Annotated in this window: 20 protein-coding genes and 7 pseudogenes; 17 read left to right on the top strand and 10 right to left on the bottom strand. The window is 60.8% G+C overall.

Going from position 1 to position 26,323, the window contains the following annotated elements; genetic code table 11:
- Positions 1-160 precede the first annotated feature (160 nt).
- The 6 genes and pseudogenes from M3I56_RS32145 to M3I56_RS32115 all read left to right on the top strand — a co-directional run bounded on the left by M3I56_RS32145 (position 161) and on the right by M3I56_RS32115 (position 4,821).
- Complete coding sequence (locus tag M3I56_RS32145; RefSeq protein ID WP_254357415.1) at positions 161-529, top strand: BON domain-containing protein; 369 nt, start codon at positions 161-163, stop codon at positions 527-529.
- 134 nt (positions 530-663) lie between these two features.
- A pseudogene (locus tag M3I56_RS32140) lies at positions 664-1,852 on the top strand (acetyl-CoA C-acyltransferase family protein).
- A pseudogene (locus M3I56_RS32130) lies at positions 1,821-2,501 on the top strand (helix-turn-helix domain-containing protein); the annotation flags it as partial. The pseudogenes M3I56_RS32140 and M3I56_RS32130, both read left to right, overlap by 32 nt.
- Before the next feature lie 67 nt (positions 2,502-2,568).
- Positions 2,569-2,865, top strand: a pseudogene (locus M3I56_RS41765) (porin); the annotation flags it as partial.
- A 255-nt stretch (positions 2,866-3,120) separates the two neighbouring features.
- Complete coding sequence (locus M3I56_RS32120; protein WP_254357413.1) at positions 3,121-3,870, top strand: electron transfer flavoprotein subunit beta/FixA family protein; 750 nt, start codon at positions 3,121-3,123, stop codon at positions 3,868-3,870.
- 15 nt (positions 3,871-3,885) lie between these two features.
- Positions 3,886-4,821, top strand: a complete 936-nt coding sequence (locus tag M3I56_RS32115; RefSeq protein WP_254357411.1) for an electron transfer flavoprotein subunit alpha/FixB family protein — start codon at positions 3,886-3,888, stop codon at positions 4,819-4,821.
- Between the two features lie 175 nt (positions 4,822-4,996).
- Here M3I56_RS32115 and M3I56_RS32110 read toward each other — a convergent pair whose 3' ends face one another.
- Positions 4,997-6,901 (bottom strand): sensor domain-containing diguanylate cyclase, encoded by a 1,905-nt coding sequence (locus tag M3I56_RS32110; RefSeq protein ID WP_254357409.1) that lies wholly within the window; start codon positions 6,899-6,901, stop codon positions 4,997-4,999.
- 517 nt (positions 6,902-7,418) lie between these two features.
- Positions 7,419-8,342, bottom strand: a complete 924-nt coding sequence (locus M3I56_RS32105; RefSeq protein ID WP_254357408.1) for a transporter — start codon at positions 8,340-8,342, stop codon at positions 7,419-7,421.
- A gap of 437 nt (positions 8,343-8,779) precedes the next feature.
- Here M3I56_RS32105 and M3I56_RS32100 point away from each other — a divergent pair, with 437 nt between their 5' ends.
- The 4 genes and pseudogenes from M3I56_RS32100 to M3I56_RS32085 all read left to right on the top strand — a co-directional run.
- Positions 8,780-10,309 (top strand): transglycosylase SLT domain-containing protein, encoded by a 1,530-nt coding sequence (locus tag M3I56_RS32100; protein WP_254357406.1) that lies wholly within the window; start codon positions 8,780-8,782, stop codon positions 10,307-10,309.
- Between the two features lie 278 nt (positions 10,310-10,587).
- Complete coding sequence (locus M3I56_RS32095) at positions 10,588-11,268, top strand: VIT1/CCC1 transporter family protein (RefSeq protein ID WP_375541826.1); 681 nt, start codon at positions 10,588-10,590, stop codon at positions 11,266-11,268.
- Positions 11,269-11,356: 88 nt separating this feature from the next.
- A complete protein-coding gene (locus M3I56_RS32090; RefSeq protein WP_254357402.1) occupies positions 11,357-11,791 on the top strand; it encodes an ion channel in 435 nt (144 codons plus the stop codon).
- An 8-nt stretch (positions 11,792-11,799) separates the two neighbouring features.
- Positions 11,800-12,657: pseudogene (locus M3I56_RS32085) on the top strand (cation:proton antiporter); the annotation flags it as partial.
- Between the two features lie 626 nt (positions 12,658-13,283).
- On the opposite strand, the gene hfq reads toward M3I56_RS32085, so the two are convergent.
- On the bottom strand, positions 13,284-13,649 hold the full coding sequence (hfq, locus tag M3I56_RS32080) for an RNA chaperone Hfq (protein WP_254357401.1): 366 nt from the start codon (positions 13,647-13,649) through the stop codon (positions 13,284-13,286).
- Between the two features lie 264 nt (positions 13,650-13,913).
- On the bottom strand, positions 13,914-15,842 hold the full coding sequence (locus M3I56_RS32075; protein ID WP_254357400.1) for a kelch repeat-containing protein: 1,929 nt from the start codon (positions 15,840-15,842) through the stop codon (positions 13,914-13,916).
- Positions 15,843-17,043: 1,201 nt separating this feature from the next.
- Between M3I56_RS32075 and M3I56_RS32065 the strand changes: the two genes are divergently transcribed.
- Together M3I56_RS32065 and M3I56_RS32060 are read left to right on the top strand one after the other, a co-directional pair.
- A complete protein-coding gene (locus M3I56_RS32065) occupies positions 17,044-17,328 on the top strand; it encodes a hypothetical protein (protein ID WP_254357399.1) in 285 nt (94 codons plus the stop codon).
- A 347-nt stretch (positions 17,329-17,675) separates the two neighbouring features.
- A pseudogene (locus M3I56_RS32060) lies at positions 17,676-18,023 on the top strand (carbonic anhydrase); the annotation flags it as partial.
- Positions 18,024-18,425: 402 nt separating this feature from the next.
- Here M3I56_RS32060 and M3I56_RS32055 read toward each other — a convergent pair.
- On the bottom strand, positions 18,426-18,584 hold the full coding sequence (locus M3I56_RS32055; RefSeq protein WP_254357397.1) for a hypothetical protein: 159 nt from the start codon (positions 18,582-18,584) through the stop codon (positions 18,426-18,428).
- 32 nt (positions 18,585-18,616) lie between these two features.
- On the opposite strand from M3I56_RS32055, the pseudogene M3I56_RS32050 reads away from it, so the two are divergent.
- The 4 genes and pseudogenes from M3I56_RS32050 to glnA all read left to right on the top strand — a co-directional run.
- Positions 18,617-18,809 (top strand): annotated as a pseudogene (locus M3I56_RS32050) (IS6 family transposase); the annotation flags it as partial.
- 296 nt (positions 18,810-19,105) lie between these two features.
- A complete protein-coding gene (locus tag M3I56_RS32045; protein ID WP_254357395.1) occupies positions 19,106-20,080 on the top strand; it encodes a cysteine synthase A in 975 nt (324 codons plus the stop codon).
- Between the two features lie 389 nt (positions 20,081-20,469).
- Positions 20,470-20,673, top strand: a complete 204-nt coding sequence (locus M3I56_RS32035; RefSeq protein WP_254357393.1) for a hypothetical protein — start codon at positions 20,470-20,472, stop codon at positions 20,671-20,673.
- Between the two features lie 19 nt (positions 20,674-20,692).
- Positions 20,693-22,192: a type I glutamate--ammonia ligase gene (gene glnA / locus M3I56_RS32030; protein WP_254357391.1), complete on the top strand. Its 1,500-nt coding sequence runs from the start codon at positions 20,693-20,695 to the stop codon at positions 22,190-22,192.
- A 204-nt stretch (positions 22,193-22,396) separates the two neighbouring features.
- Here glnA and M3I56_RS32025 read toward each other — a convergent pair whose 3' ends face one another.
- From M3I56_RS32025 to M3I56_RS32010, 4 genes are all read right to left on the bottom strand, one after another.
- Positions 22,397-23,029, bottom strand: a complete 633-nt coding sequence (locus tag M3I56_RS32025; RefSeq protein ID WP_254357389.1) for a 2OG-Fe(II) oxygenase family protein — start codon at positions 23,027-23,029, stop codon at positions 22,397-22,399.
- 253 nt (positions 23,030-23,282) lie between these two features.
- Positions 23,283-23,426, bottom strand: a complete 144-nt coding sequence (locus tag M3I56_RS32020; protein WP_375541825.1) for an acylphosphatase — start codon at positions 23,424-23,426, stop codon at positions 23,283-23,285.
- Between the two features lie 30 nt (positions 23,427-23,456).
- Positions 23,457-24,797, bottom strand: a complete 1,341-nt coding sequence (locus tag M3I56_RS32015) for a type II toxin-antitoxin system HipA family toxin (RefSeq protein WP_254357387.1) — start codon at positions 24,795-24,797, stop codon at positions 23,457-23,459.
- A 2-nt stretch (positions 24,798-24,799) separates the two neighbouring features.
- Complete coding sequence (locus tag M3I56_RS32010) at positions 24,800-25,060, bottom strand: helix-turn-helix transcriptional regulator (protein ID WP_254357385.1); 261 nt, start codon at positions 25,058-25,060, stop codon at positions 24,800-24,802.
- Between the two features lie 356 nt (positions 25,061-25,416).
- Between M3I56_RS32010 and M3I56_RS32005 the strand changes: the two genes are divergently transcribed.
- Entirely contained in the window at positions 25,417-25,995 is a 579-nt protein-coding gene (locus M3I56_RS32005) for a hypothetical protein (RefSeq protein ID WP_254357383.1), read from the top strand.
- Positions 25,996-26,131: 136 nt separating this feature from the next.
- Here M3I56_RS32005 and M3I56_RS32000 read toward each other — a convergent pair.
- Positions 26,132-26,323, bottom strand: a pseudogene (locus M3I56_RS32000) (IS481 family transposase); the annotation flags it as partial.

The following is a 26,323-nucleotide window of genomic DNA, read 5'->3' as shown; positions in this document are numbered from 1 at the left end:
CAATCAACCCGAAGCTGGCGTTGGAGTTGCTTTGATATTTTTGCGTCACCTGCGATCTCGCAACGGGCGCGAGCAGGCCCTCGACGCGCCCAGCCTGTCGGCGCGATGGCCGACCGGATAACAGCGTTTCACCCAGCAGCAGCAACCACAGGAGTATGTAATGAACACGACTACCAGGACCCTCAGCCTGGCGCTCTGCACACTGCTCACCGCGGCGTCCCTGATCGCGTCGGCCCAACCCGCAGCCAGCGAGCCTGGCGCCACGGCCGCTGCGACGTCTGGCACGGCGGCGCCCGCTACGCCAAGTAACACCAGGCTGCGCCGCGCAGTGTACACCGCGATCGCGAAGCACAAGGAAATCCACGGCGGCAGTATCGGTGTTACCGCCAAAAATGGAGCGGTCACGCTGAATGGCTCGGTCACCGATGCCGCGCAGGTCGACAAGGTCGCCGAAATCGCCAGGGGCGTTCCTGGCGTGACCTCGGTGACAAACAAGCTGACGGTCCAGAAGCCCCTGGGCGGTATGTAAGGATGAACGGTACGCCGGGGGTACGTTAGTCCGCCGGCGCCCATAGTGGTGAGGCGAGATTCAGGCGATCTCTCATATTATTCGGATTACATATTGAATTTTTGATGCCGTTGATTTTCAGGGGGGTTCTTGTAATGCAACGCGGTGTAGTTGTTGTGAGTGGCGTGCGCACCGCCATTGGAAAATTTGGCGGCAGCCTGAAGGATTTGTCGACGACCGAACTCGGCGCTCTGGTGGTGCGCGAAGTGCTCGCTCGCGCCGGGGTGGCGGGGGATCAGGTCGGCCACGTGGTCTTTGGCAATGTGATCCCGACTGAGGCCAAAGACCTCTACCTCTCGCGCGTGTCCGCGATCAATGGCGGCGTGCCACAGTCGACCCCGGCCTGCAACGTCAATCGCCTGTGCGGCTCGGGGCTGCAGGCGATCGTCTCCGCCGCCCAAACCATTTGGCTCGGCGATGGCGATGTCGCCATCGGTGCCGGCGCCGAGAACATGAGCCGCGCGCCGTATCTTTCCACCGACACGCGCTTTGGCTCCCGCATGGGCGACAGCAGCCTGGTGGACATGATGCTCGGCGCGCTGAACGATCCGTTCGACACCGTGCCGATGGGTGTCACCGCCGAGAACGTGGCGGAAAAGTTCGGCATCACGCGCGAACAGCAGGACGCGCTCGCAGTGGAGTCGCACCGTCGGGCGGCGCGTGCAATTGCCGAGGGCCGCTTCAGGGACCAGCTCCTGCCCATCAAGTGCAGGGTAAAGGGCAAGGAGATCGTGTTTGACACCGACGAACACGTGCGCGCGGACATCGATCCCGCCGACCTGAGCGCCATGCGCCCCGTCTTCAGAAAGGAAAACGGCACCGTCACGGCCGGCAACGCGTCAGGCATCAACGACGCCGCGGCCGCCGTGCTGATGATGGAGCGGCAAACCGCCGAGCGCCACGGCATCAAGCCAATGGCGCGGCTCGTTGCGTATGCGCACGCCGGGGTCGATCCGCGCTACATGGGCATCGGACCCGTGCCGGCCACGCGCATCGCGCTCGGACGCGCGGGCCTGTGCATCGGCGACATCGATGTTGTCGAGGCGAACGAGGCCTTCGCCGCGCAGAGCCTGCGCGGTGAGCCAGGAACTGCAGCTCGATCCGGCGAAGGTGAATCCCAATGGCTCGGGCATCTCGCTCGGCCATCCCATCGGCGCAACGGGCGCGCTCATCACCGTCAAGGCGCTTTACGAGCTCAAGCGTACGGGCGGCCGCTACGCACTCGTCACGATGTGCATTTGCGGCGGCCAGGGCATCGCGGCCATCTTCGAAAACATCCGGTAAGCAGGATCCGCGAGGAGCGGTCGTTGATGCGGGTATCCCCACAAACCAGGCCATCGAACTCACAGTCGGCGTGCTCGCGCGCCACTCCAGTGCGCTGCTTGGCGAGCAGTGGAAACCTCGCGCCGTGCATTTCGTTCATCAAGCGCCACGAAGTCTCATGTTTCACCGGCGCTTCTTCGGCTGTCCGCTGGAGTTCGGCAGCGACTTCAACGGTCTGGTGTGCGCGACAGCCGACCTCGACTGCCCTAACCCCGCGGCCGATCCTGAACTCGCGCGCTATGCGGAAGATCTCGCCGAGTGGCTGAACGTGACGGATGACGGTTCAATCGCGCTCGAAGTGCGCAAGGCGATCTACCTGTTGCTGCCGCTTGGGCAGGCCTCCGTCGAGCAGGTTGCCGCACATTCGCATCTGAGCGTTCGCACCATGCAGCGGCAGCTCGAGCTTGCCAATACCAGCTTTTCGCGCTTGACGGAGGGTGTGCGGTACGAACTCGCCGTACGTTTCATGAGCAACTCGCGCTATCCGATCGGACGAGTGTCGGGACTGGTGGGATATGCGCACCAGGGGACGTTCACGAACTGGTTTGTCGGACGTTTCGGCATGACGCCGCGCGACTGGCGCAATAACCACACAAGATGGCTGTGCTGATCGACCTTTAATTTTCAGGAACCCGAATCGAGGTGAATAACCACGATGAATCGGGAAGCTTTGTGCGGGCATCAAGGCAAGCGAAGACATCGGGGTCGGCTACAGGATCAACTTCAAGCTGCAGGGGGCGTTCAACAGCACGAACGGGAAATTTGGTCTGTCCGATACACCCGGCACCATGGCTATCTTCAACCAGTTTGCGACCGTTGGGGCGTCGGGACCGCTTGGCACGTTCGACGCGGGCCGGAAAATCATCCCGATGATCTATGCGATGGCCGATACCGACGTGCAGGGCGCACAGTACCTCGGCAGCATCCTGACGGCGCGGCTGGGTATCAACCAGGCGGCGGGCTGGCCCGGCACGATACACTCGAAACCATCACTGCGCGAGGGCCCTGGCACAACTTACCGGACGAATGTGTCGCCTGACGATTTGGCCAAATTTGTCACTAGATGGGCCGGTTTGGATAGTGGAATCTTCCCCCTCCAGCGCTACGATGTCCCCAATCATCGTTCCTGTTGGCGTTTGCAATCACCGACATGGCCAGGTTTGCCTGAGTCAGATCGCGGTATGTACCGGTTCAGCGTTGATCTGACTGTTTTCGTGTAGGAGAGTTTTGTGAGAGTTCTTGTCCCAATCAAGCGCGTGATCAACTACAACGTGGAGGTTCGGGTGAAGTCGGACAACACGGGTGTCGACATCGCGAATGTGAAAATGTCGATGAACCCGTTCGACGAGATAGCCGTCGAAGAGGCCGTCCGCCTGAAGGACGCGGGTGTGGCGACCGAAGTGATCGCCGTGTCGGCCGGCGTGAACCAGTGTCAGGAGACGCTGCGCACGGCGCTCGCGATCGGTGCGGATCGCGCAATCCTGATCGAATCGAACGAAGAACTGCAGCCTCTCGCGGTCGCGAAACTCCTGAAGGCGCTCGTCGACAGGGAGCAACCGCAACTGGTGATCCTCGGCAAGCAGGCCATCGACGACGACAGCAATCAGACCGGCCAGATGCTCGCCGCGCTCACCGGCCTGCCGCAAGCGACGTTCGCCTCGAAGGTGACGATCGCCGACGGCAACGCAACGGTCATGCGCGAAGTGGACGGCGGTGCGGAAACGCTGTCGCTGAAACTCCCCGCGGTGGTCACGACCGATCTGCGCCTCAACGAGCCGCGCTATGTGACGCTGCCCAACATCATGAAGGCGAAGAAGAAGCCGTTGGAGACCGTGAAGCCCGAGGACCTCGGCGTGGACGTCGCGCCGCGTCTGAAGACGTTGAAGGTCGCCGAGCCGCCCAGGCGTAACGCGGGCGTGAAGGTGCAGGACGTGAAGACGCTGGTCGAGAAGCTGAAGACGGAAGCCAAGGTGCTGTAAAGGGAGCGGAAAGAGATGACGATTCTGGTAATTGCCGAACACGACAACGCGTCGATCAAGCGCGCCACGCTGAACACGGTGGCGGCCGCTGCGAAGATCGGCGGTGACATCCACGTGCTGGTGGCAGGCCACAATGCCAAGGCCGCGGCCGACGCCGCCGCGGAGATCGCAGGCGTTTCGAAGGTGCTCCTGGCCGACGCGCCGCAACTCGCCGAGGGGCTCGCGGAGAACGTCGAAGCGACAGTACTGACCATTGCAAAGGACTACTCGCATATCCTCGCACCGGCGACCGCCTACGGCAAGAACATCGCACCGCGCGTGGCGGCGAAGCTCGATGTAGCGCAGATTAGCGAAATCACGGCAGTCGATTCGGCCGACACCTTCGAGCGCCCGATCTACGCGGGCAACGCGATCGCCATAGTGCGATCGAGCGATGCGATCAAGGTCATCACGGTGCGCGCAACCGGTTTCGACCCGGTCGCGGCCGAAGGCGGCAGCGCGGCGGTGGACGCGATCGCGGCAGCGGCCGACGCAGGCATTTCCCAGTTCGTGAACCGCGAAATAACGAAGCTGGACCGTCCGGAACTGACCTCGGCAACGATCATCGTGTCTGGTGGCCGGGGCCTGGGGAGCGGCGAGAACTACACGAAGGTCCTGGAGCCGCTTGCGGACAAGCTCGGCGCCGCGCTGGGCGCCTCGCGCGCGGCAGTGGACGCGGGCTTCGTGCCGAACGACTGCCAGGTCGGCCAGACCGGCAAGATTGTTGCCCCGCAACTGTACATCGCGGTGGGCGTCTCAGGCGCAATCCAGCACCTGGCCGGCATGAAGGACTCGAAGGTGATCGTCGCTATCAACAAGGACGAAGAGGCCCCGATCTTCAGCGTGGCTGACTACGGCCTCGTGGGCGATCTGTTCTCCTTGGTGCCAGAGTTTGTCGGTGCTCTCATGTAACCGTCGCTCAAACATTTGCATTTCACGCGCTGCCATTGCACTGCGGTGGATGTCGGGCGAATCGATACGTCAAGCTAACCTCACGGCATCGCGGAGGGCCTCAGCGGGTCAACTGCCGGCGCGTAGCGCCGCCGTCTTCGGGTTCGATTTTGCGACACCGGCGCGTATCAGCGGTTCATTTGCTCTGTCTGTCTGTCGCTGATGCCTGGCTTTCAGAAGCTGATGGCGCCGATCGCGTCGTTTCTGTGGACTCTGGGGCGGCGGGTATCGCAACGTGGACACGATTGCGCCCCGCGCTCTTAGCCGCATATAGCGCGGCGTCGGCACGCTCGTGTGCTGCCACGATGTCATCTTCGCCCTCGTGGTATGACGCGATGCCAATGCTTATGGTCTGCGAAATGGTCTGTCCTGCCTCCAGGGTAATCGGCGTGTTCTGGATAGAGGTGCGAATACGTTCGGCAACGGCCTGGGCCTGTTCTACTGTTGCGTCGGGCAGGATGGCGGCGAATTCTTCGCCGCCCAGGCGGGCGGCAAGATCCTCCGCGCGCAGCGCTCCTTCAAGCACGCGTGCCACAACTGCCAGCACGCGATCCCCGGCTGCGTGACCGTACGTGTCATTGACTAGCTTGAAGTAGTCCAGATCCAGTGCCAGCAGCGATAGCGGCCGGTGCTGTCCACGAGCATGCGCAACCGCCTGCGCGGCAGCCCTCGCGAAACTGCGGCGGTTCGGCAGTCCAGTGAGCGAGTCCACTTCGGCTTCGGAGCGTAGCTGCGTGAGCTGCTGGTATTGATGACTGACATCGACGAGTGTGACCAGCAGTGCATCGGATTCGTCGGCTTGCACGCCAAAGGGGAGTCGCGTGCTGCGCAGCAGCATATGCCGGGGTCCGTCGCGGGTGAGCATCGCGACCGCGTCGTTCTGACCGGCCGCCTGTGTCTCCGGCCATGCTGCGGGGTCCACGAACAGCCGGGCAAACGGTTGCCCCGCGCCAGCAACCGCACCGAATACAGCCAGCATAGATTCATTGGCGACAAGAACTTTACCTTCGCCGGGTTGTACCACAACAACCGGTGTGGGCATGTTCTTCACAATGGTCGAAATCAGGCTGGCAAACTGTTGCACCTGATCGAACAGGTGACGCTCACGGCGCACGAGCAGGATCGCGCTCGCCAGCATGACCAGGACTGTGGCCGAGCCAGCGAGGTTGATATACAAGCTTTGTCGTACACTCGCGCGGTATACATCGACCGAAAGGCCGACATCAAGTGTCCAGTAGCTTGCTGTGGGTCCGAGCGGAATCCTGCGTGTGGCCACCAAGTGTTGCGTACCGTCCGGAGGAAAGAGCAGATAGCGGGTCGTCGGCGTGGGGCCAGTCGTCGCCGTGCCGTCGATCAGCTTCTGTCCTGGCGCCACCGCGAGGGCGGCCGGGTAGCTTGCGATGACGCGGTCCGCACTGTCGCGCAACAGGACGGAAGTGCCCGCGGGCAAATTCATGGCTTCGAGCGGGCGCGGTTCGACATTGACCACCTGGACGATGACCGCGTCGAGTTCACCTGCCCGGTTATGATGCCCCTTTGCGAAAATGACGACTGCCTCTTGTGCCCAGGTCGCAAGCTCTGTGACGAGGTCAGACGGATCATTCCGCACACGGAAAAGCACTGATTCAAGGCCAGGCACCTGGTTGCCGACACTCGCACTCGATCCGGCAAGCAGCCGGCCGTCAGGCGCGAAGACAGCAATGAGCACTTCACCGAGCGCTGGACGCATGATCATTGCCAGTTGCGTCAGCTCGACATCGGCGAGCGTCTGGCTATCCAGCATGTTCTCGATCTGTGCCGTCGACACACTTACGCGCTGCAAACGGTCCTCGATGCGTGCTGTGATAAGCGAGGCCTGGCCATTCAGCCGCTGTGCTGCAAGGGTATCTGCAGCTCGGAAGTCGTGCCACGACTGCCATGAGTTAATCAGGATATTCAGAGTGACAAGCAGGGCGAGTGCGAGCAGCGCCCGTCGCAGCCACGATTTGCGCGCAATATGATCAAGCGACCAGCGAACGGCGGTAGTGAGTGAACGCGCCATGATGTCCGACTTCCGGTGCGGGCTTGTCTATCATCGTAGGCGATCGACGGCGCCACCACATTTCAGGACGGCATCACCTCCAGGACACTTCCCCAATTCTTGCCCGTCAGTTCGTTCCAATATGGCTGTCCGGATGCGGCTGACTACAGCTCGACACGTTCGCGGTAGCTGACCCGATATAGCGGTCCTTTAACCTACAGCGCAATCGGTGGCGGTGACCTGCCGGTATCGGCCATACATCTTGCCGGAGTCGTCTATCTCTTCTGGAAATTTCGCAAAGCCAGACTTGGCCATTCAGGGTTGCAAACGCCTCTGGCAACGCTTTTCAACATGTCTCGGTCATGTGAGGACGCCTGACTATGCTTCTTCGAAAATAAAGGCCTCAGCGCGCTGAACGGGGGTGCGGAGTTCGGGCTGCCCAACGTGACGATATTCTTTTGCCGTTTGGGTGCTCCAGCCGGCTGATTGATGGGTGCAGTGCTTCGAGGTGACGCTCATGAGGCGCCAATGACCCAACTCAATGATCGAACCAGCGATACTGGATCGCGACGGAGACGATCTGATAGTTGCCGCCCGCGCGCACGACAAAGCCGCGAGAGTAGGCGAGCTTCGCAGACCAGCCGCGACCGAGCGGCACGGCAAGCGTGACACCGCCGCGCGCGTTAGACTGGCGACCGCTGCTTGATCCACCATTGACTTCGGTCGCGCCACCGAGCGCATAGCCGAGATCGGCGGCGAGCCAGAGCCCCGGCCGAAAGGTGTATCCGCCATGGAGCTGTGCGACCGTGAGCGGAGCCTGGCCTTTTTCCTGTCCGTTGAAAAAGTTCGTGTTGTTCGCGAACAACCAGACACCGGCCGAGGCCTCGATGAACCAGTTTCCCCATGGCTGTGATATCCCGAACTCTGGCTTGAATGCCCATCGGTTGTTACCGACGTTGACGAGGCGTGAGGGGACGTACTGGCCTGTGGGCGCCTGAATCGTCACGCTCGCACCGAGCGAGGTGACCGGCGGCGCACGGGAAAACGCTTCGGGTGAAAGCGCGGGGTTGCCGATCAGATTCAGCGCGAAGCGAAACTGCACGTCACCGAGGCCGGCGCGATGCACCTCGGTCGGTGCACCAATGACGAGCCCGTTCAGGTTGCCGCTCACGAATGGCACGGCAACGCCGATCGACGCCGTGCGGTCTGCCAGCGCGAACGTGCGCACGTAGCCGAGAACGAGGTTGTTCAGTTGTGTGCTCACACCCGTGATGGGGAGGGACGGGTCGGTGAGCACGTCGCCGCTTACGTGGGCGTAACCCAGGAGGAGAAAGTTTGTGCCGGTCGGCGAGGGAGAATAGGTGCGCGGCTCCAGTTCCTGCGCGCGCGGTGCGTTTGCCAGCCACGACAGCACCGCAGCGCAGTAACAGAGACGCAACCCGAGAGCGGTTCGCCTGCTCATGGCGGTTCAATCCCGTTTGCCGGCAGGAGGGGGTGAATGCGATGCGGCTGCATACGCCTCGCGAGTTCGGAACCCAGGATAGCAGCGACGTCCCCGCCGGTGAATAGGACAATGGTCTGATTGTCGTGGGGGGCGGCGCGTGAACGGGCTCGTCTGACCTGACGGGTGGAGCAATGATTGCCCTCGACCTGCCGTCCCCGGAGATCGCCGTGTAGGACCATAGGCCGATTTTCACAAGCCACCATAGTGGCAGTATCGGGATGTGCCAGTGCCGTGAGGCCGTCGCCAGCGCGCAGAAGGTGAGGCGGGATTCCTGACCGCACCGGAATCACGTTGCGGCGTCTCGGCTCGAAAGACGAGCATGGCACGGCGATTGGTACAGACACGGGCACTACCGGGGTTCGTTCCAGCCTCCGGTTTCGGAGGGGGTCTTAACGATGCGCATCATACATGCGTTGATGTACATTGCGGCGTTCTGCGCAGGCATGTCCGCGGGTGTGGCGACGTGCTGCGCCGCGCAAGGCGCGGTGTCGCAGCCTGCCGCTTCCGCGTCTACCCCAGCACCCGCTGCTGCCCCCGCGTCGGCTACCGGGGCGCGCCGTATCGACCTCGGCAACCAACCATGGAAGGGTGACTTCGACGCAATGCTCGACCGTCGTTTGATCCGCGTACTCGTTCCCTATAGTCGGACACTCTATTTTAACGACCAGGGTCACGAGCGCGGGCTGACTGCCGGGCTCATGCGGGACTTTGAGCGCTACGTGAACAGGAAATACAAATCGACGCTTGGCAAGCGCCCGCTCACCCTGGTCATCATCCCGACAACGCGCGACCAGTTGATCCCGGGGCTGATCGCCGGCCGGGGCGACATCGCGGCCGGCAATCTGACGGTGACCGAGGCGCGTCTCAAACAGGTCGACTTCGTGGCACCACGCGACCGAACGCCGGTGCGGGAAGTAGTCGTTACCGGGCCGAAGTCGCCATCTCTTGCGAAGCTTGACGATCTCAGCGGAAAGACGGTCCATGTACGCGCCAGCAGCAGTTACTACGAGAGCCTGAATACGCTGAATGCGCGCTTTCGCAAGGAAGGCAAGGCTCCGGTAAAGCTTGCGCTGCTCCCCGATGCGCTTGAGGACGAGGACGCAATGGAGATGCTCAATGTCGGGCTCATCCAGATCCTCGTGGTGGATGACTGGAAAGCGAAGATTTGGGCGCAGATACTGCCTGAAATCGCTGTGCACGACGATATGGCGGTGCGCGACGCCGGCTATATCGGATGGGCGATCCGTTTGCAGAGCCCCAGGCTGAAGGATGCGATCAACGACTTCTACGTCAATTACGTGAAGAAGCAGAGCGTCGCTGAGGTCCGTCTCCAGCAGGAAATGAAACGCATCAAGCAGATTTCCAACAATACGGAGACGGAGGACATGAAGCGGTTCAGGCAGACCGTCAGATTATTTGAAAAATACGGCGCGCAGTACCGCTTTGATCCGCTTTTGCTTGCGGCCCAGGGATATCAGGAGTCCCAGCTAAATCAGGCCGCACGCAGTCACGTTGGGGCGATTGGAATCATGCAGCTCATGCCGGCCACCGGGAAGGAACTTGCAGTAGGCGACATCCGGGTGACGGAGGCGAATATCCATGCAGGAGCAAAGTATCTCGATTCCCTGATGGTCCGTTACTTTCAAGATGCTCAATTTTCGGAGAGAGATCGCTCGCTCTTCGCATTCGCAAGCTACAACGCGGGACCTGCAAAGATCGCGAGGATGCGCAAGGAAGCGGCGGCACGCGGTCTGGATCCCAACAAGTGGTTCAACAATGTCGAGATCGTGGTTGCCGAGAAGATTGGCACCGAGCCGACGACCTACGTACGTAATGTTTTCAAATATTACGTTGCCTACCGGCTGGTGCAGGAAGCCGAGGCGGCGCGCTCTCGCGCGATTGGACAGATGCGCAAGAAGGGATGAACGGCAAGCTGAGCGAGAGTTGGATTCGGCCTGCGTAGTCCACTGAAGCTGCAGGGTATTACTCCGGTGGACCATTTGTGCATGGCTTGCAAGCGAACACCCGATCCGGCCTGTGATGGACGGTCCGGCTGGCCTCGGGCGTCTTGCGCTGGTCTCTCTGTTCCCGGTTTATCAAAACAAGGATATCGAACGGTTGTCTCTTTCATATACTGCTCGTACCAGCACTCCATGTTGGGAGCTAGCGCAACGTCTCGTTGTCTACCATGAGTCGAGGCCATATGAGCACTATCATGCCGGCCGGACACGCCGAACCCGAACGACGCGCACCGATTCTCAATACCGTCGACCGTGTCTGTGAAATATGTTTTGGTCTGTTCATGGCCCTGACGTTCGTCGGCGCCGTCAAGGCGGTCACCGCAGGCGAAGATGAAGGGTACAAGATGTTCTTCGCGGCGCTCGGCTGCAATCTCGCGTGGGGCCTGGCCGACGCCGTGATGTATCTCGTTCGTACGCTCGCTGATCGAGGGCAGCGCCTGAAACTCGCGCAGACCGTTAAGCGCGAGCAGGACCAGGCCGTCGCCGTACGGGTGCTGCGCGATGCATTGCCTGAGAAGCTGGAGCCGCTCGTCGAAGATGCCGACCTCGAGCGGATCCGCGCGCGTCTCGCGGCGGCATTGACGCTGCCGCCTCGGGCGAATTTTGTGAGGGGTGACTTCGTCGGCGCGCTGGGCATCTTTCTGCTTGTTGTCCTGGGAACGTTTCCGGTCGCACTGCCGTTTCTCGTCGTCAGGGACGTTACAACGGCGCTCATCGCCTCGCGCGTGCTCACGCTCGTGATGCTTTTCATCGCCGGCTTTGCGCTGGGGCGCTACACCGGCGCAGGGGCAACGAAGGCCGGTATCGCAATGATCGCGCTTGGCATTCTGCTTACGATGGCAATTATCAAGCTGGGCGGCTAACCGACCCTTCTACATATGGCCGGCGCGCTTTCCATGTGCGAATGGAGACCCGGCAGGGCGAACAACAATATTCTGAGAGGTTTGCGTCATGAAGAACGCCAGCAATTCCGTGCACGACCCGCTGAAGCCTCACCAAGTCGTGGCGGAATTCTCCAGGGCACTTTGGCAGCTACGCGGCCCAATCGCATTTCTCTGTGTGCTTTACCTCCTGCTTGCCGTCGTAATGTATAACTTCGGCGGGCCGGTCGACTCGGGAAGCGGAACACGATGCTCGTTCGGTGCAACCCTCTACCTTTGGGCGATGAGGGCGATCACGATTGGTTACAGCAACATTTTGCCCAACACAACCGGTGGCTGCATCGCCTCGGCGTCGCTCGGCGTGCTGGGGATACTGATTGCGTGTACGGTCGCTGCCGCGGCGGTTCGCGGTGTCGGTGAGGCGATAGAAAATGCTGGCACGCGGCGCCAGGCCAGTTCTCGCGCTGAGCAAATAGTTAGACTGAGCTCGAATTCTCACGGTTGACGGCCCTGATGGAAATCGTCTTCACCGTTTTGATGTTGCTGCTCGCGGTTGCCGTATCGGGCGTCGTCGTGCGGCTTGTGCGTGGCCTGTTGCCGTTACCGCTCGTCCAGATAGCAATCGGTGCATTGCTTGCCTGGCCAAAATTCGGTCTGTACGTCACCTTCGACCCCCAACTGTTCCTGTTACTCTTCATCCCGCCGTTACTTTTCGCGGACGGATGGCGCACGCCGAAACGCGAGTTCTTCATGCGGCGCCGTTCGATCCTGCTGCTTGCGTTTGGCCTGGTGTTCATGACGGTGCTCGTGGTCGGCTACTTCGTGCATGCGCTCGTGCCGACAGTTTCGCTCCCTATCGGGTTTGCGCTCGCAGCGGTGCTGTCGCCGACAGACGCCGTCGCGCTGGCGGGCATTGCCGGCAAGAATCGCATTCCAGCGCAGCTGATGCATATTCTCGAGGGCGAAGCGCTGATGAATGACGCCTCCGGTCTCGTTGCACTCAAGTTCGCGATTGCGGCCGCGCTCACTGGCGTGTTTTCGCTTCGCGAAGCCTCGTTCAGCTTCGTGATCATCGCCGCAGGGGGCCTTGCGATCGGCGCCGCGGTGAGCTGGCTTTTCAGCTTCGTGATACGGCGCCTGCGCAACGTGACGCGCGAGGGCGATCCAGCGCCCGGCGTTGTCTTGACGTTGCTGATTCCGTTCGCCGCCTATCTGTTCGCCGAACATTTCCATTGTTCCGGCATTCTCGCGGCGGTTGCTGCCGGCATGATGATGAACTACGTGACCGTCAGCAGCGCCGGCTCGGTATCGGCACGCGTGAGGGCGAACAGTACGTGGGCAATCGTCGAATTCGTCTTCAACGGAATGGTGATGCGGGAAGTGGATTTTTCGGAGACGGCGCTGACCACCCGCGAACAGGCGGGTACGTGACCACCCGGAGCATGGGCCGGATCAGTTCGCAAGAACCGGATCTCGCATTTGCAGGTCCCAAACTTCGGGTCACGATGGTCAGCGTCCGAGCGCGCTACTGCTGGTGGGAAACGGACGACGGCTGTGGCTTGCTGGTGCGCTGGCGCCCGATGCGATCGGCAGAAGTCGGGCAAATTTCTCCGCCGATGACCTGTCGCGCCGCCGACATTGCGCCATGCTGGACAAGCACAAGCTCCTCCAGTCCGCCGCGCAATCGGCTTTGTCAGGGAGAAGCCCTATGGCGCCTATGTGCGGAGCCTGCGATAAAGCGGAGGGTGGCTTGCGTTTCCGGGATCGCTTAGCCCCGGTCGTGTCAAATGCGGCGTCCGGTGATCTCGAACTTTTCGCTTCTGCGGGCGGTCCTGACCACAAGGTCGGGTGAGGGGCGGCAGCCAGAAGGAATATCTTTGGGCCGCTTCGAGGGACGATGAGCAATTCTCACCAGCGAGGGAAACTCCTGGGGCAATCAGGCTTTGCTCCCGTTGTAGCGCTACTGCATGCCGTTGATCGTGCGAACGGTTTCGCGCCTATGGGGCAACCCTCCGGCGCGGATAGTGGCTCGGTCTTGCGCCGTCCGAGTTCTGCGTTTGCGGGAAGGATTTGTGCGGTCCCCGATGCTCACTGTTCTGGATCGTAGACACCGAGTGCTTGTAGATGGTTTGAATGCCCGTTGCGGAATCGAGGAGGACGACCCACTGATCGTATGAACGTATCGTGCCGGAAAGCCGGATCCCATTGATCAGGAAAATGTTGACAAGCGTTTGCTGCTTGATCAGGCAGTCCAGAAACGATTCTTGTTCGGCGCAAGTTTCATTCATTTTTTCGGCCATGGATTGGACACAAATGGCGGGCGCCGCGCCAATGAATCGCACGACACAGTCGAGCCTCGCCATATGTTACGCCTACCTTGATCACCAGCCATCATTCGTCAAGGATGCCTGAAGGGGATTGAGCGCGCCACTGATGTGTCTGCCATGCGAACGTCATCGCTCGGCATCGGCCATTGCCTGACGTCCGGTTAGGCGATGCTTCAATCTGACAAACCGCCTGCTATCGAAGACCGCTGGGAGGCCGGCTACATGATCATTATTCGACGTGCGGCATCGAACGTCTGCAGAGCGGGCTTTGAGAGCAACCCCGGATTCTGGATGTGCGTGTCAATGGAAGAGTTCGGTCGAAGACAGGTAGCCTGGGCCGAGTCCCCCTACAGCGAGTACCCGGCCGTCGGGCAGCAGTGTGGCCGTATGTCGGCTGCGCGCCTGGCTCAGGCTGCCGGTCGGTGACCAGGTCCCTGTGGCCTCGTCGTACAGTTCGTCTGAGGCCAGGTTGCTTTGGTTGGTCCCGCCCGCGGCGAGCACCTGACCGTCGGGCAGCAGCGTGGCGGTATGGTAGTAACGCGCCTGGTTCATGCCGCCGGTCGGCGACCAGGTGCCCATGGCCGGATCATACAGTTCGGTTGAGGACAGCGCGGCGGTTCCACCGTATCCCCCTGATACCAGCACCTTGCCGTCGGGCAGCAGCGTGGCGGCGAAGATGCTGCGTCCCTGACTCATGCTGCCGGTCGGCGACCAGGTCCGCGTGGCCGGATCATACAGTTCAGCCGAGGCAAGCCGGCTTGCGCTGCCAAAGCTTGCGCTGCCGACGCCCCCCGCCACCAGCACCCGGCCGTCGGGCAGCAGTGTGGCGGTGTGGAAGTAACGCGCCTGGCTCAGGGTGCCGGTCGGCGACCAGGCCCGCGTGGCCGGGTCGTACAGTTCGGCCGAGGACAGCGGGGCGCCGGTCGCGTCCAGCCCGCCTGCCACAAGCACCATGCCGTTGGACAGCAGCGTGGCGCTATGCGTGTCACGCGCCTGACTCAGGCTGCCGGTTGGCGACCAGGTTCGCGTGGCCGGATCATACAGTTCGGCCGAGGACAGCGGCGCACGGGTCCGGTCCTCGCCGCCCGCCGCGAGCACCATGCCGTTGGACAGCAGCGTGGCACTATGGAGGTCACGCGCCTGGCTCAGGCTGCCGGTCAGCGACCAGGTATCCGTAGCCGGCGCGTACAGTTCGGCTGAGGACAGCACGCCTTTGTTGAATCCTCCCACGGCGAGCACCGTACCGTCGGCTAACAGCGTGGTGGTGTGCAGGTATCGCCCCTGGTTCATGGCATCGGCTGGGAGCCACGCGCCGATGGTGGCGTTGTCCACATCAATGACGATCTGCGCTGTGACGCTGCCCGCGGGGTTAGTGCCGGTCACGGTGAAGGTCGTCTGCGCCTGCACCGTGGCTGGTGTGCCGCTGATCGCCCCGGTCAACGCATCGATGCTCAATCCGCCCGGCAGCGCTGGCGACACGGTGAACTGGGTAATTTCACCACCGGAGTACTGAGGCTCGTTGACCACGATTGGCCGGCCGATGATATACACCGGCACCAGATCCACATACGTGAGCCCTGCCGGCGGCACGAACTGCGCCTGCACCTCGATACTGAGCTGGGCCTGGATGCTGTCCACGCTGTTGCTGCCGGTGACGATGTAGACCGCTGGCGCGGTTACTGCCGTCGGCGTGCCGGAAATGATCCCGGTCTGCGGGTCAAGGGTCAATCCCGCGGGCAGCGCCGGCGACACACTGTACTGGGTGATCTCACCGCCCGTGGTGATCGGCGTGTTGGGCGTGATCAACTGGTTGGTCACATAGATCACCGAGCTGTCCAGATAGGCCAGATTTTCCGGCGCTATGACGTCGTCCTTGACCTCGATCTCGACCCGGGTGGAGGCGCTGCCCGTCGCGTTGGTGCCCGTGATCGTATATTCGGTGGCATGGCTGACCGAGGTGGGCGTTCCGGTGATCACGCCGGTCTGCGGATTCAGGCTCAGGCCCGCAGGCAGCGCGAGCGACACGCTGAATTGCGTGATTGCTCCGCCGCTGCTGCCCGGCATGTTGGGAACTATTCCGGCATTCGCCGCGTACACCACTGAACCCTCACGTTCGGCCAGCCCGGCCGGCGGGGCCGGCTCGACGCCGTTGTCGCCACCACCATGGCATGCGGCCATCAGCATGGCCAGCAGCATCGGCAGGCCTGTCAGGCGACGCTTTATCTGCATGACCTCACCCTCCATCTTTTTCTATCAGGATAGGTTCTCTGGCCGTAAATGTAAGTCGAATGCGCTACCAGCGCTTTTCACGTTCCCGCACACCGCTCCGATCATCGGATCGCATTCGCGTCGTTCCGTGGCCTAGCGTAAAAATCCCTTTCTTGAGGGCACCCCTTCATGAGCAACTCGCGCTATCCAATTGGGCGAGTTTCGGGGCTGGTGGGATATTCGCACCAGGGGACGTTCACGAACTGGTGCATCGGACGTTTCGGCATGACCCCGCGCGACTGGCGAAATAATCGCGTGAGACGGCTGTGCTGATCGGTCTGTATTATTTAGGATACTAAATCAATAGTCCGTTATTGGGGGCGGTGCCGTCTTTCGAATGTCCGCGTTGTGCGATCGCCCAGCGTCTGGTCCTGGCCGGCTACTGCCTGACACGCGCGCTGCAACACGGCTCTTGCCCGGGCGATCTGCTCGCTGATGCTTGCGCCCTGCGAAGCACCTCCGACGCAATGATGTCCGCACGCTGTTCCTGCTCCCGCAACGCCTGGTGGTAGCTCAGTGCGAGTGCCATGGCAACCGGCACGATACATGCAACGACTACGGCAACGTAGATTAACGGGCGGGCTGCGACGCGCGATATTGTCACGATGATCTTTCGCGTGGGTCATTGAAATAAGGCGTCCCGCGACGGGGATGAGCAGCATACCAGAGCGTAATCGGGACGCTGGGTCGCGCTGGTGGAGTCATCGGGAATGAAGCGAGACCTGAAGGGGATACGGATCTCTGTGTATCCATGCTCGCGCAACGAGTTCACAGAGGTTTCGGGTGATTCGCGCATTAGCATGGACGAACGTGCGCCACAATTTGGTATTCTCCGGCGCTAGCATGTACTCGACGACTCGATCGTTGTGCGATGCATGACCATCATCCCGGGATCCGATCCCTGCTGTTGAGCAATCGGACAAAGGTCCGATATCGCCGTCGCGCTGCCGCCCGTATTCTGGAAGGCCGCCCCGTCGATAGAGGTCGCGATGCATCCAGTGTTTGCAGGGTCCACAAACCTGGACGTTGCCATAGCGGCGTTTCGCTCATTTCCATTTTCTTGCTTCCGGACAGCCGCTGGTGCGCTGTGCGCGCTTTTTCCGAAACCGACTGCGCGGAAGCCGGGCCGGGACCATAGTGCGCGTGGTCCCGGAGAACGCAAATGAGAATGGAGTGCGACGCCGATATCGTTCAAACTCGCGACGCCATCCGTCAAAAGGCATTCGAGTTGGCCGACAGCGGCATGCTCGACGGCTGGCAAGCCGTCAGGCGGACGCTTCGTGCCTGCTTTGACATCGAAAGCGTGGAACACGTCCACCGCACGGATTTTCGCGCGCGCCCCCATGATCCGGGAGGTGAGAACGCTGCCAGCGGCGCGACATCATGCTGGCCGAGGGTGGATCACGTCGTTCTCCGCGCCATGGATGCGCTCGCCCGTCACGCGTGAGATTTATTCCGGTCGTGGAGACGGCCGCCTGAGTCCACAAGTCAGAGGTCGGGACCGTGGGGTAAGCGCCGTCGCGCTGTCCCGGATCTGAAAGTCTATTTGCATGCCACCTTGAAGACGACGGACACCGCGGTCCCCGCTGCAACGAGGCGATAGAGAATCTCATCCAGAGCCTGCCGGAACATCGTCATGACGCATTGCGCGTTGAGCTAACACTGATCGACCGCGCGATCGCCGCGACTCATCCATTTCCGGAGGACCTGGCGTTGGCGCGCATCCCCGACTCGCAAGGGCTTGGAGGTTCGGCAGTCTCGACGGCAAACAACTAGCCATTTCGGAGCCAAGCCATGCGCAAACTCATCATGGGCATCGTTGAATTTCGCGAGAAGATGCTGCCGCAATACGCGAAGCAGTTCAGCAAACTGGCACTGGCTCAGACACCGGATGCGCTCTTTATTACGTGCTCGGACAGCCGGGTTGTGCCTGATCTACTTGCCTCAACCCATCCGGGCGATCTGTTCACGATGCGTAATGTCGGCAACCTGATACCACCTGCTACTACGGAGGGAGTCTCTACCGGTGACCTCTCCGAGGCGAGCGCTATCGAGTATGCAGTGCTGGTGCTGAAAGTCGCGGATATAGTCGTATGCGGGCATTCCGAGTGTGGTGCGAAAAGTACGTTAAGTTGCGACAATTGATCGTGCGGCTTCAGCCTGTCATCGAGTGGGCCTTCGTGTTCGAGACGAAACGCTGCGTTGCTGGCGTGGTACAGCCATTTGTCGAGATTAGGCGCCTTCAGCTTGCGTGTAACTCTTCTGCGCAGATCTTTATCGTTGCTATGGGCCGGCCTGGAGCGAGGCCACCGATCGTCCGCTTAGTGCATGCGACCCGGACTTTCGAGCGGCACAATCATCGTCCGCGCGAACGTCGCCGCATGGCCGACTACCGCCCGACGTAGTCGCATCGAACATCGAACCAGCGCCTTGGCGCTTGTAAATTGCTGGATGGCTAAAGCCCTGCGAACTATAGCCGGAAGTTTCGACTTTGAACCTCGACTATATGAGCGAGACAGGTCCGCTGCACGTGCGACGTCGCACTCAGGTGGGGCGGAGCATCGTTCCATGGCAGCGCCTCGTGCCACAGCGGCAGGTGTACTCGCTGAGTGAATCACTTCTAGCTTTCGGGGGAATCTCGAGCGCGTAGTCGATGAGTAATTCTTCGCCTACCTTAATGATTCTGGTTGCTTCGATGTACACCCTGCCTGCTTCTTCAATGGCTTCGCAGTTTGCGGCGCAGGCGTGGTTTTCGTGACCCGCAACGCACCCAGGCCTTCCTGTCAAGCTTCGGGCCAATCCGGGCAACACTTCGCGCTGACACGACATTTGCTGCGCGCCTCTCTCTATCGCAAACAGCTCGCGGTGAGGTTCGCCGCATGGCGGGAATTTACCGACGTCACCCAAACTCCGTCGATCGGTTTCTGAGCCACAGGCGCGTTATGCGTCGTCGTCGAACTTGTGCAAGTTGACAATGCCGGTTGATGGTGTACGGTCCGGGTATTTCTGAAAGCTCACCTTAACCGTGGCTTCAGCGGCTTACATTCCGTGGAACCAATTAGCGCCAGATGGGGGCGATGGAAGGTGGCCGTCGGCGGGGAAATGGGTGCCACGCGGTCACTTTCACCCACTCCACATCAAACCTTGGGAAGTGCACCGGATCTTTGTCTATCCTTCCGGTGTAACAGCGGCCTGTTGCCAGTCTTGCGATTGCAGGGGGACGTATGCGTGTTCGGACGGGTTTTGTCGGGTGCGTGGGCGACACGCCGCTTATGAGGCTCGCGCGGCTCAGCGAGGAGACCGGCTGCGAGATTCTCGCTAAAGCCGAGTTCATGAACCCGGGTGGTTCGATCAAGGACCGAGCCGCGCTGTACATTATTCAGGACGCCGAGCAGCGAGGCGAACTTAAGCCCGGCGGCACGGTGGTGGAGGGTACTGCGGGCAATACCGGCATTGGCCTTGCCCATATTTGCGCTGCTCGTGGCTATCGCTGCGTAATCGTCATTCCGCAGACGCAGTCTCCCGCGAAAATGGAACTGTTGCGCGTCCTGGGTGCGGAAGTCCACCCGGTACCGGCTGCCCCATACAAGGATCCGGATAACTACCAGAAGATCGCTGGAAGGCTCGCTCAGGAACTCGACAATGCGATCTGGGCGAACCAGTTCGACAACCTTGCCAACCGCAGGGCTCATTACGAGACCACCGGACCGGAAATCTGGCGTGATACCGCTGGCACGGTCGATGCGTTTGTCTGTGCCACCGGTACCGGCGGCACCCTGGCTGGGGTCGCCCGCTTCCTGAAGGAGAAGAGGAGCGATGTGCGGATCGTTCTCGCCGACCCGCTCGGTAGCGGTTTGTACAGCTTCGTGAAGACGGGCGAGATTCACGCAGAAGGCAATTCGATTACCGAGGGTATCGGCTCCAGCCGCGTCACTGCAAATCTCGACGGCACGCCGATCGACGACGCTTACCAGATCGATGATCACTCATGCGTCGCAATGGTATACCGATTGCTGCGCGAAGAAGGACTCTATGTGGGCGGTTCGACGGGCATCAACGTCGCGGCCGCTGTAAGGCTTGCCCGGGAAATGGGCCCAGGGCATACGATCGTCACCCTGCTGTGCGACGGCGGCGAACTATACCGATCCCGCCTTTTCAATCTGGATTGGTTGAAGCAAAGGGGGCTGGTTCCGGCCTAGGCGGCCAGTCGATCAAACGCGCCAACGCATTGCCTGAAATGAAGTATCGCACGGGGCAGGCGCAACTGGGCCGTACCCCGCGCGGTTGTCGCGTAACGTTCACTCGTTAAGAGGAACCGTAATGGCGACTTATGTAGTGCTCGGACAATTCACCGATCAGGGCATCCGCACAAGCAAGAACAGCACGCAACGGGCCAGCCAGGTCGAGAAAATGGTTAGGAGATTTGCCGGCAATGTCCGCACGTAAATGCTACGAGCCTTCAACAAGAGCGAATTCGGCCCGATCATCGGCAAGTTGCCTTGATCTGTGGCCTGTTGACCGCGTAACCCATGTTCCCCTCTGTGCGGCATGGGCGACGCTCCCTGTGTTTTTCCATTGAGGAGGTCAAATGAAAACCAAGGACAAAGGCAACATGCGCGCATTCGTGCAGACGGCCGAACAGATCGGCGGCTGGGTGTGGGTCATCTCGCTTGTCGACTTCGATGCGCGCGAAGTGCGGCGCTCGCTCGTAGCCGAAGAACCCTTCTCCACGGAGCGCGCCGCGAAAGACGCGGGCTACGCTCGTCTCGAAGCGCTCGCGCACGATCAGTAGCTGCGCTGGGAGAGTCTCCATGTCCAGTCCACAAGGTGCATCGGCGTTCGATGTATCCATCGATGCCGGCAGTTATCGAGTTTCGCGTCCTGATAGCCCGCAGCAGGTTATCGAACTACTGCGCGAGCACAAGATCCAGATCGTCGACCTCAAGTTCACCGATCTGCCCGGTCTCTGGCAGCACTTTTCCATCACGCTGCCCGAGGTGCACGAAGACCTCTTTGCCAACGGGATCGGCTTCGACGGTTCATCGATTCGCGGATTTCAGGAAATTCAGGAATCCGACATGCTTCTCAAGCCGGATCCGACGACCGCGTTCATCGATCCTGTGAGCGAAACGCCCACACTCTCCATGATCTGCGACGTGATCGATCCTGTGCTGCATCAGCCGTACTCGCGCGATCCGCGCTACATCGCGAGGAAGGCCGAAGAGTACTTGAAGCAGACCGGAATTGCGACCACGTGCTACTTCGGGCCCGAGCTCGAGTTCTTCATATTCGATTCGATCCGCTTTGACCAGGATGCCCACTGCGGCTACTACTATGTCGAATCTGCCGAAGGGGGCTGGAATACGGGACGCGACGAAGGAGCGTATGGCGGCGGCAACCTTGGTTACAAGCCTCGCTTTAAGGAGGGGTATTTCCCGGTACCCCCGCACGATACGCTGCAGGACATCCGCTCTACGATCGTATTGTTGCTGCAGCAGGCCGGCGTGCAGGTGGAAGTGCATCACCACGAGGTGGCGACTGCGGGACAGAACGAAATCGACATGCGGTTTTCCACGCTCCTGCGGATGGCTGACAACGTCATGATCTACAAGTACGTCTGCAAGAATGTGGCGCGCCAGCATGGCAAGGTGGCGACCTTCATGCCGAAGCCGCTCTTCGCCGATAATGCGAGCGGCATGCACTGCCACCAAAGCCTGTGGAAGGACAACGAGAATCTGTTCTACGATGCACACGGCTGGGCGCTCACGTCAGCCATGTGTCGCTGGTACATTGGCGGCCTGCTCAAGCATGCGCCGGCGCTGATGGCATTCTGCGCACCGACGACGAATTCGTACAAGCGACTCGTGCCCGGGTACGAAGCGCCGGTGAATCTGGCGATGTCGCAACGCAACCGCTCGGCGGCCGCGCGCATTCCGATGTACTCCGATTCGCCGAACGCGCGGCGCGTCGAGTTCCGGTGTCCCGATCCGTCGGCCAATGCGTACCTCGCATTCTCAGCGATGCTGATGGCCGGGCTCGACGGCATCGAAAACAGGACAGACCCAGGCGATCCGCTCGATGTCAACATTTACGACCTGCCGCCCGAGAAAGCGAGGAACGTCCGCCAGGTGCCGGGCTCGCTCGATGAATCCCTGAAAGCGCTAGAGGCCGACAACGAGTTTCTGCGCAGAGGCGACGTCTTCACTGAAGATGTAATCGACACGTGGCTTGAGTACAAACGCAAGCGTGAGATTGACGCGGTCAGGCTGCGCCCGCATCCATGGGAGTTTTATCTGTACTTCGACGTCTGATACGGCGTGGAAAGCGGTCGCAATGGCCCCCATGCGCCGAAACTTCCCGGCGGGAGCCCAGTCTCGGACGCTCAGCCGCGCGCAGCAATAAAGACAACTCCCCAATTCGCGAATTGTACGCAACGCTGTTTGGGAGATCACGGACGTATGTGTCGTTTGGCACTGACTCTCCAGGGGAAGGTTTGCGGTTAGCCACACTGCGTTTCAATGTCCCCAGAGTGGTTCACTCATGGTGGTGTCATAGTCGGTGAACATGATGTTGAAGCTGACGCTCACGCGTGCTTGTGCGCTCGTGTTCACCGAAACCGAATGCGGTAGCCAGGCTGGAAACAGCAGCAACGTGCCTTCGCTGACTGGCAATACCACCTGATCCGTGTTGTATGCCGTCAACTCAGTGACGGGTGGGCGAATGACGGTCGTCTGTGGGCGCGGATCATGAAAATTGATCGTGTCGGCGCCAGCTTGCGAGCGCAGGTAATACACACCGCTCAGGAAATTGTTGGGATGGCTGTGCGTCGCGTGTGTTCCGCCTGGATCCAGTACATTGACCCAGCATCCAGTAATGTGAAACGGGGTATCAGCGACTTTGAGAAAAGCGAGTACGTCGCGTGCAGCCCGTTCGATATGCGCGATTAGCACAGCAAACTCTGGTCTTTTATGTTGCTGGTGACCAGATTGCCAGGTGGCGCCGGCAAGAGTGCCGCTGCTGCTGCGGATCAAGGTGTCTACATGCGCCATGAGTTCCCGATCGAGCGGTTCGTAGCACGCCTGCTCGAGGCGACACTTCCATACGAAAGTTGGGAAAAGTCGGATGATATCCGGGGCGGAGGCTTCCATTACCGGTCGTGCAACGCGCTAGTCGGGACGCTCATCCATCACTATAGATCTGGAAGCGGCAACGCGATCGACATTTCCGCACCGCCAGTCAAAGGCGCCGGCAATGCAAATACCTTGCCGGCGTTTGTTCCCGTCGTCTCTGCCCCGTTGTCGCCGTCGACACCGTCTATTCCGGTTCCATCGATGACGCTCGCGCTGCATGTTCGGTTACCTAACGGTGTCGAACTCAACTTCGGCGACCGAGGCGTGGGCGTCACAGCGTAGGTAACGGATCGAAGGCGTCGGCCATGACCTCTCTTAGCCATGAGCACATGTCGACGAGCTGCTTCGGCGAACCCTGCACCAATACCTCCACCGAGCCGTCCATCTGGTTGCGCACCCAGCCCGTAAGTCCCATTTCCCGGTCCAGAACGCGGACCTGCAGGGGTCAGCTTTTTCTCGCAGGAGCGAGAAGCTCGGAACGTCCAACCACTTCTCGCGTGCTCTCCGGCTTGTCTGAATCCGAGAATCCGGCCGCCTCAAGAATGGGTGTGAGGCCCTTGAGTTCTGCTTGCGGCTTGGCGCTTCGCACTGTCGCCATGCCCTCGTTCCACGCGTGCAGAATCTGCTTCGCAATCCAGTGCCATCGAGGTTCGTTCTTCGCAGCCTCGACAACCTCTTTCCCTGTTGACACGGCCGAATCGCAGAGCGCCTCGACCATCTCGCGGTAACGCCGAGGCGGGATACCCAGCCGCGTGTTGAAGAATCGCTCCAGTGTTTTGCCCGGCGTCCAGGTCTTGCGTCCGTCGACACTGAGCCCGGGTGGATTGCTGGCAAAGCGGGGGTACGCCTGGGTGGTCACAATGTCGTACACGGGGGTATACACGACGTCGTTGATGTTCGAGTAGAGAAGAGCAATGTTCTTCGAGTGGCAGTCCGCGTTGCGAACTACGTAGTTGGTCAGTATCAGCCAGCCAAAATGTTCGGCCTGCTGTCTCCAGTTCGCGCTGCTGATGTAGGGCTTCGTTGCGTTCAGCACGTGCTCTGTCGAGGGCCGATATTTCTCATGTGGCGGGAGACCGAGGAGACTGCACGCGTCCTCGACGCCGTATGCAGGCATCCCACTCTCATCGACATCAAAGCGGTCGACGACCAGCACACGCCCGTCGTCAGACATCGTTGTTTTGGCGACTCGAACGACGTCGAGTCTCGCGAGCACGCGCATCGTGTAATGCTCATTGAACCCAAGGTAGGGCGTCTGCTCGTCCGAACCTTTGATGATGTGCCGGCTGGTGCGCAGTGTCTGCTTGCCGACTGGCGTTTGCGCGGAGGAAACCTCCGGCGCCAGGAACTTCGGCACCGCGCCCGAGATGGCAGCGCGCGCGTAGTACCTCACCAGCTCTGCGAAGTGCTCGGTCGAGACGTCATGATGAAGCAGGGTATTCAGGTCAAGCGGGTCGAGCTCACCCCCGGGCTGACCGCCCTCAGGCGCCACTGTCACGCGGCCAATGCCGGCGCCGCCTATGACGGCGAGCAACGACAGGTCCGTTCCGTCGAGGAGGGGGCCGAATTCCTCACGAATGACCTGAAGAAGGAATCCTTCGGGCAGGTTCTGGCGAAAGAATGGGTGCAAATCGCGGGGCCACACCCACGGTTCTTCGCGAACAGGCATGGCCAGGCTGACGCAGTCCTCGGGTGACGCATCGGTGCTGTACCGAAGCGCATAATTGTCTTGATGGCGGTACAACTGCGCGACGGGCTTGCCCTTGACGTAGACGTGAAGGCGCATGCTCAGGCTCCGGATTGTTTCTGTTCTTTGAGCACGTCGTCGAGCGTGCGGGCATGACCGCGTTTGACGACCCGGAGGTCGTAGCCGGCCGCTTCGAGGAGCCGGACGAGCACCGCCACGCTCATGTCACCACGCGCGAGCGTCTCCATGCGCGCGAGCGTTGTGCGAGCGACGCCCGCGCGTTCAGCAAGGTCTTTTTGCGAGAGGCCCGCGTCGCTGCGCGCCTGCTTGAGCATCTCTCCAACGTCTGCCAGATTCGTCACTTGTAGCCCTAAGGCATCAAAATTTTCTAAAAACGAGGAAATTGTAGCCCAAAAGCTACAAGAAGGCAAGACGCGCTTGTATCTCCGGGGACACAAAAATCGAAGAATGGGTCCACTTGGTGGCCCACGTGCTACAAGGGCATTGCCGCCGTTTCCTTGGCGACCCACTCAGGGGTTCCGTCCTGCGCCAGTGAGCCTCAATAGAAGCGACAACGAGTGAACTGGCGCCGTTCCAGCAATGTTGACCGAAGCGTCGGGGTTCAACGGGCACTTCAATGGGCACTTCGGGATCATCAGCATGAGCATGCGCGAATTCGCGCAGGCGTTGCAATCAAGAAAACCAGCATGGGCGACGTGTGGTGCGCCTTGCAAAGGGCATCCGCACCGGAGGCCGTGATCAGCGACTGATGCAGCCGCCCTACTGGGTGCTCAGCGTGGTCGACCGCGATCGCGACGGCAATACGCGCTTCCTGGGAGCGTTCGCGCAGCATGCGTATTCGTTTGCGCGACCCGTACCGCTGGACAGCCGGTATGAGCGCGTCACGCTGAAATTGCTGTTCGACGTCATGGCGTGGGTCAAAAAGCACGGCGTAGAGGTGACGCTCTGGAAACCGCTGTTTGACCGGGAGGTGAGACAGACAGACACGCCGAGCCTGTGGTACCGATCCGACTTTGAATTGGCGTTCCGATCGGTGGCAGCCGTCGGCGTTGCGGCACGGCAGCACCGTGTCGTCATCGAGACGATGGGCGCCGACGCTCCTGACTACCTCGAACGCAAGTTGCGTTCTCAGGAAATCATGAAGCGCCGCGGCATTCTGATCGAGCATCGCGTCGCTGATGCTGCTGCCCAGAAAGAACGGGACGACGCATTTTTCCGCAGGGTCGCTGCAAAGATCCTGCATCTTGCCGGCGTGCCGCAGACAAGGCCAGTCTGAACGACCCCTGGCGTCATCATGGTCCCTGCCGGAAAGACAGGAGGTCATGGGTCATTTCCGTCAGCAGGCTTGCGGACCTTGTACAGACTGGAGACATGATTGACACATGTATGAGGACATCGTTGACACCTGATACTCACGGCAATGCTGCTTTCAGGTCAAGTGTCGCGACACGGTGATGGGCAAACCAGAGCTCGAATACACCGTCTTCGTCGTCCTTTGGACGGGCCGCCACGCGCAGCCCCTTGAGCGCAATCGAGAGCTTCAGTTTCTGCCCCCGCAAGCGCACCAGACCACTCGAATTGACCAGCAACACCTCATCGCCCGG

Origin of the sequence: Paraburkholderia sp. CNPSo 3281, assembly GCF_024206515.1 — a bacterium.
GTDB lineage: Bacteria > Pseudomonadota > Gammaproteobacteria > Burkholderiales > Burkholderiaceae > Paraburkholderia > Paraburkholderia nodosa.
Note: the sequence above shows the minus strand (reverse complement) of the source record. Positions and strands in the feature narration are given on the sequence as shown.

What these genes read in the sequence shown, in the direction of transcription:
- M3I56_RS32145 (WP_254357415.1), top strand. Translation starts at nt 161, where the DNA reads ATGAACACGACTACCAGGACCCTCAGCCTGGCGCTCTGCACACTGCTC.
- M3I56_RS32115 (WP_254357411.1), top strand. Translation starts at nt 3,886, where the DNA reads ATGACGATTCTGGTAATTGCCGAACACGACAACGCGTCGATCAAGCGC.
- M3I56_RS32110 (WP_254357409.1), bottom strand. Translation starts at nt 6,901, where the DNA reads ATGGCGCGTTCACTCACTACCGCCGTTCGCTGGTCGCTTGATCATATT.
- M3I56_RS32105 (WP_254357408.1), bottom strand. Translation starts at nt 8,342, where the DNA reads ATGAGCAGGCGAACCGCTCTCGGGTTGCGTCTCTGTTACTGCGCTGCG.
- M3I56_RS32100 (WP_254357406.1), top strand. Translation starts at nt 8,780, where the DNA reads ATGCGCATCATACATGCGTTGATGTACATTGCGGCGTTCTGCGCAGGC.
- M3I56_RS32095 (WP_375541826.1), top strand. Translation starts at nt 10,588, where the DNA reads ATGAGCACTATCATGCCGGCCGGACACGCCGAACCCGAACGACGCGCA.
- M3I56_RS32090 (WP_254357402.1), top strand. Translation starts at nt 11,357, where the DNA reads ATGAAGAACGCCAGCAATTCCGTGCACGACCCGCTGAAGCCTCACCAA.
- hfq (WP_254357401.1), bottom strand. Translation starts at nt 13,649, where the DNA reads ATGGCGAGGCTCGACTGTGTCGTGCGATTCATTGGCGCGGCGCCCGCC.
- M3I56_RS32075 (WP_254357400.1), bottom strand. Translation starts at nt 15,842, where the DNA reads ATGCAGATAAAGCGTCGCCTGACAGGCCTGCCGATGCTGCTGGCCATG.
- M3I56_RS32065 (WP_254357399.1), top strand. Translation starts at nt 17,044, where the DNA reads ATGAGAATGGAGTGCGACGCCGATATCGTTCAAACTCGCGACGCCATC.
- M3I56_RS32045 (WP_254357395.1), top strand. Translation starts at nt 19,106, where the DNA reads ATGCGTGTTCGGACGGGTTTTGTCGGGTGCGTGGGCGACACGCCGCTT.
- M3I56_RS32035 (WP_254357393.1), top strand. Translation starts at nt 20,470, where the DNA reads ATGAAAACCAAGGACAAAGGCAACATGCGCGCATTCGTGCAGACGGCC.
- glnA (WP_254357391.1), top strand. Translation starts at nt 20,693, where the DNA reads ATGTCCAGTCCACAAGGTGCATCGGCGTTCGATGTATCCATCGATGCC.
- M3I56_RS32025 (WP_254357389.1), bottom strand. Translation starts at nt 23,029, where the DNA reads ATGGAAGCCTCCGCCCCGGATATCATCCGACTTTTCCCAACTTTCGTA.
- M3I56_RS32020 (WP_375541825.1), bottom strand. Translation starts at nt 23,426, where the DNA reads ATGGGACTTACGGGCTGGGTGCGCAACCAGATGGACGGCTCGGTGGAG.
- M3I56_RS32015 (WP_254357387.1), bottom strand. Translation starts at nt 24,797, where the DNA reads ATGCGCCTTCACGTCTACGTCAAGGGCAAGCCCGTCGCGCAGTTGTAC.